Origin of the sequence: Sphingomonas sp., from assembly GCF_030145815.1 — a bacterium.
Taxonomy (GTDB): domain Bacteria; phylum Pseudomonadota; class Alphaproteobacteria; order Sphingomonadales; family Sphingomonadaceae; genus Sphingomonas.
In genome coordinates this window covers 1-4,383 of the sequence record NZ_JAIXHL010000069.1, presented here as the reverse complement: position 1 = coordinate 4,383, position 4,383 = coordinate 1, and the positions used below count along the sequence as shown (strand labels likewise).

The following is a 4,383-nucleotide window of genomic DNA, read 5'->3' as shown; positions in this document are numbered from 1 at the left end:
GGGGTCACCACACGAAAGTGAGTTTTACGTACGCTAGGCGAGAACAGAAAACGAACGGCAAAAAGTGATGGGAAGCGGCCGTTTGCTTATGGCAAGACGTACGCATGATCGACCCGACCCTAGCCGCCGACATCAACGCTGCCTCTGCCTTGGAAGGAACGTTCCGGCTGCGGTCTGGACAGCTATCATCTACATATTTCGACAAATACCGATTTGAAGCTCGGCCTGATCTTCTGAGCAGGGTGGCCGCGGAGATGATCCCATTGATCCCCGCCAACGCAGAAATCCTTGCCGGACTGGAACTTGGGGGTGTGCCGATAGCAACGGCGTTGTCGCTTGCCACAGGAATGCCCGCCGCGTTCGTTCGGAAAGCACCGAAGGACTACGGCACTTGCCTAGCGGTCGAAGGGGGCGACGTTTCAGGCAAGCGCGTGGTGCTCATTGAGGATGTTATCACGACTGGCGGTGCGGTCGCGGACGCTACCCGGCTCGTAACAGAGGCTGGGGCAACGGTCATAGGTGTAGTCTGTGCGATCTGGCGTGGTGATGGACTTCCCAGGATTGCAGCGTTGCCCGATCTTCCTGTCTCGGCTGCCATGACGATGGATGACCTGCTCGCCTGAATGGGCGCGGGTCGGCAATTCCCATCCCCGGATCATATCACGCGGCAAGAAGTGATGGTGAAATGCGAAGCTGCCTCAGCTGATGCGGTGCCGGCCGATCGTCCCGCTCCCAGCTATAGTCGCCGGTGAGCGCGATATGCTCCCAACCCAGCGGCGCGATATGGCGGGCAATGTCGTCCGACGTGTTCATGTCCGCCAATGCCTGTTCGAGATAGCGGGTGTTCCACAGGATGATCGCGGCGACCAGCAGGTTGAGACCGGAGGCGCGATAGGACTGGTTTTCGAACCGACGGTCGCGCAGCTCGCCGAGCTGGTTGAAGAACAATGCGCGGGCGAGCGCGTTGCGCGCCTCGCCCTTATTCAGCCCGGCCTGGGTTCGCCTGCGCAGATTGATATCCTGCAACCAGTCGAGCATGAAGATCGAGCGTTCGAGCCGCCCGACTTCGCGTAATGCCAGTGCCAGGCCGTTCTGGCGCGGATAGGCGCACAGCTTGCGCAGCATCGCCGAGGCGGTGACGGTCCCGGTCCGGATCGAGGTGGCAAGCCGCAGCAGTTCGTCCCAATGCGCAGCTGCATGGTCGTACGCGATCGGATCGCCGACCATGCCGGCGAGCAACGGCCCCGCCTCCTGCCCGGGCAGGAGATGCAGGCGGCGCTCTTTGATATCGCGTAGGCGGGGCGCGAAGCGGTAGCCGAAGAACGGCATCAGCCCGAACACATGGTCGGACGCGCCGCCCGTATCGGTATAATGCTCTTCGATCGATAGCCCGGTCTGGTGGTACAGCAAGCCATCGAGGACATAGGGTGCTTCGCCTGCGGTCGCGGCGATCACGCGCGAGCCGAAAGGGTCATACTGGTCCGATATATGGGTGTAGAATGACACGCCGGGTTCGTTGCCGTTGCGCGCGTTGATATCGCCGATCGCGGCACCGCGCCCGCCGGCATGAAATTGCTGCCCGTCGCTCGATGAACTGACGCCGGTGCCCCATAATCCAGCGAGCGGCATTGCGCGATGAGCGTCGATCAAGCGCCCCAGCGCCTCGCCATAGGCAGCCTCGCTGATGTGCCAGTCATGCAGATGGGCGAGCTGGCGCAGGCTCGCGCCCCGGCAGCTGTCCGCCATGCGGGTCAGGCCGAGATTGATGCCATCGGCGAGGATCACGGTCAGCAGCGCGTTGCGATCGTCGGCAGGACGGCCCGAGCGCCGGTGTGTGAAACAGTCGCCGAAGCCGGTCCACGCATCGACATCGAGCAGGATGTCCGTGATTTTCACGCGAGGGAGACGATCATAGGCGGTGCGACGCGCGACCTCTGCGGCGGGTGGCGTGATCGCCTTCAGCGGCGAGATCATCAGACCATTTTCATCGAGGCGGACCTGGGGCAGTTCACCTTGCCTGGCCAGTACCGTCACCCGTTCGATCGCGCGGTCCAGGCGCTCACGGCGCTCCCCAATATGTTGATCGAATCCGGACTCGATCGCGAGCGGGAGCGGCCCCTTCTCGCGCAACGCTGCAAAGGTGGCTGGCGGAATGAGATAGCTGTCGAAGTCTCGAAATTGCCGACTGCCTGCCACCCAGATATCGCCGGCCCGCAACCGGTCGCGAAGCTGGGACAGCGCGCAGAGTTCATAGGCTGCGCGATCGACGACGCCGTCGCGGATCACGAAGGGTCGCCAGCCTGCCGACACGAAGCGTAGCGGCACCTTGTCGGGCAGGCGTCGTTTGCCGGTATGGTAGAGATCAGCGATGATGGCGAGCGCATCGAGGATGCCCTGGACCGGTCCGGCACCGCGAAAAGCGAACGCCCGCAGGAATTGACCGGCGAACAGCTTCACCGTGCGATGCCGCTCGATCAGTTCGGCCGTGCGGTCGATCGTCTCGGGGCGGACGAGGACTTCCGCTTGGGCGACAGCGGAGCCGAACCGTTCCCAGTCGAAGGGGCCGATACGCGCAAGGGAGTCGATACCCTTGGCGTGCGCGTCGATCAGCACGCGGCAGCTATTTGTTAGCGTGCGCAAATGCCCCTGCATCTCGCGCACGGTCCTGATCGCCTTGTCGCGCGTCCGGTTTTCTGCGCGGCGCACCATGCTGCCAAGCAGCTTGTCGAACATGGTGAGCGCGGCGTCAGTCAGGCTTTCCTCGAGCCGGATGGCTGCGGTCGCGAGCGTCGCGTGGCGGCGCATGGCCGCCAGCTCGCCGAGATGTTGCGGCGTGATCCGCACTGCCTCGTCGGCCAGTCGATCGAAGGTTGCCGACGGTATCATGGTGGCGCGCGCCGGGTCGAGGTCGAGCGTGCGGACATGATCGAGCCGTTCAAGCAACCGCAGGATGCTGCGCGGCGCCGGCGATTGCGGGGCATTGCGCAGCCAGGCCAGCCATGTTGTCCCCTGATCCGATCGCCGGGTCAGCAAGGCGTCCAGCGCCGTCAGCTTTTCCGGCTCGATGCCGTTGGTCAGGATTGCATGGGTGAGTTGTTCGGCCTGTTGGCGCGCGTGTCTGACGATCGCCTCGATGACAGCCGATGGTGGCAGTAGCACCCGCCGTCGGCGCAACTCGTCGATCACGGTGCCAGCGAGCAGGAGAGGCTGGGCGGCAGTCTGCGCGACCGGCATCGCGAACGCCACGATCGCGCGAAAGTGGTTCCGGTCGAAAGCGGTATAGCCGAGCCGCTGCATGAGATCGGCGAGATGTGCGCGCCGGGTTTCATCGCGACGGGCGTAATCGTCGAACGCCGTTGTCGGCACGTCGATCTGATCGGCGACAAAGGCGAGGATGGCACCGGGCGGCCTCTCTCCCGCCTCCAACACTCGGCCTGGCCAACGCATGTAGAGCAGCAGCAGTGCGAACCCGAGCCGGCTCGACGCTCCCCGGCGTTCGCCGACAAGATCGAGATCCTCACGGCTGAGGGTGAAGTAACGGGCGATTTCCCGTTCTTCGGTCGGCGGATCGTAATGCGGGGCGAGCGCCTCGCGTGTCAGCAACCGCCGCCTTGCCATGTGCCACGACCTTTCTCGCTCTGTCCGTCAGACGGTCCTCTGGCGGTCAGCATGAATATGTCCGTCAACTCTGGACCCGCGATGGCGATTCGGACAAGAATGCAAATCGATGGGAAAACGGACAGATCGGGACCAGTCGTGGCGCTGATCGGCTATGCGCGGGTATCGACCGGCGATCAGAAGCTGGCGCTCCAGCATGATGCGCTGAACGCGGCCGGATGCGAGCGCACGTTCGACGACCACGCCTCTGGCGCGAAGACCGATCGGCCGGGGCTGGCCGAAGCGCTTGCCTATCTGCGTGCCGGCGACACGCTGGTCGTGTGGAAGCTCGACCGGCTCGGCCGTTCGATGAGCCACCTGATCGAGAAGGTCGGCGAACTGGCCGCTCGCGGTGTCGGTTTCCGATCGCTCACCGAGCAGATCGACACAACCACGTCGGGCGGGATGCTGGTGTTCAACATCTTCGGCTCGCTCGCCCAGTTCGAGCGCGACCTGATCCGCGAACGCACCAACGCCGGGTTGAAGGCAGCGCGGGAGCGGGGGAGCCTTGGTGGTCGACGGCCGGTCATCACCCCCGATAAACTACGCAAGGCGCGCGACCATATTGCATCCGGGCTGACCGTCCGCGAAGCCGCGACCCGCCTCAAGGTCGGAAAAACCGCCCTCTACAAGGCGCTCGAAGGGGCGGCTGCTAAAGCAACCGCCTGACGTTCCGCCTACGTTCGCCTCTAGCGTACGTAAATGTCACTTTCGTGCAGTGACCCC

Annotated in this window: 3 protein-coding genes; 2 read left to right on the top strand and 1 reads right to left on the bottom strand. The window is 64.0% G+C overall.

Translation table 11 applies throughout. The annotated features are described in order from the left end of the window. Nucleotides 1-104: 104 nt before the first annotated feature. Nucleotides 105-623: an orotate phosphoribosyltransferase gene (gene pyrE, locus KYX69_RS22910; protein WP_048575104.1), complete on the top strand. Its 519-nt coding sequence runs from the start codon at nt 105-107 to the stop codon at nt 621-623. Between the two features lie 37 nt (nt 624-660). Here pyrE and KYX69_RS22905 read toward each other — a convergent pair whose 3' ends face one another. Further along, nucleotides 661-3,618, bottom strand: a complete 2,958-nt coding sequence (locus KYX69_RS22905) for a Tn3 family transposase (RefSeq protein WP_026150043.1) — start codon at nt 3,616-3,618, stop codon at nt 661-663. Nucleotides 3,619-3,756: 138 nt separating this feature from the next. Here KYX69_RS22905 and KYX69_RS22900 point away from each other — a divergent pair, with 138 nt between their 5' ends. Further along, the gene (locus KYX69_RS22900; RefSeq protein ID WP_300501659.1) at nt 3,757-4,326 is read left to right on the top strand and encodes a recombinase family protein; all 570 of its coding nucleotides are present in this window, start codon (nt 3,757-3,759) and stop codon (nt 4,324-4,326) included. Nucleotides 4,327-4,383 lie beyond the last annotated feature (57 nt).

Coding starts and splice junctions, on each gene's coding strand:
- pyrE (WP_048575104.1), top strand. CDS start 105: ATGATCGACCCGACCCTAGCCGCCGACATCAACGCTGCCTCTGCCTTG.
- KYX69_RS22905 (WP_026150043.1), bottom strand. CDS start 3,618: ATGGCAAGGCGGCGGTTGCTGACACGCGAGGCGCTCGCCCCGCATTAC.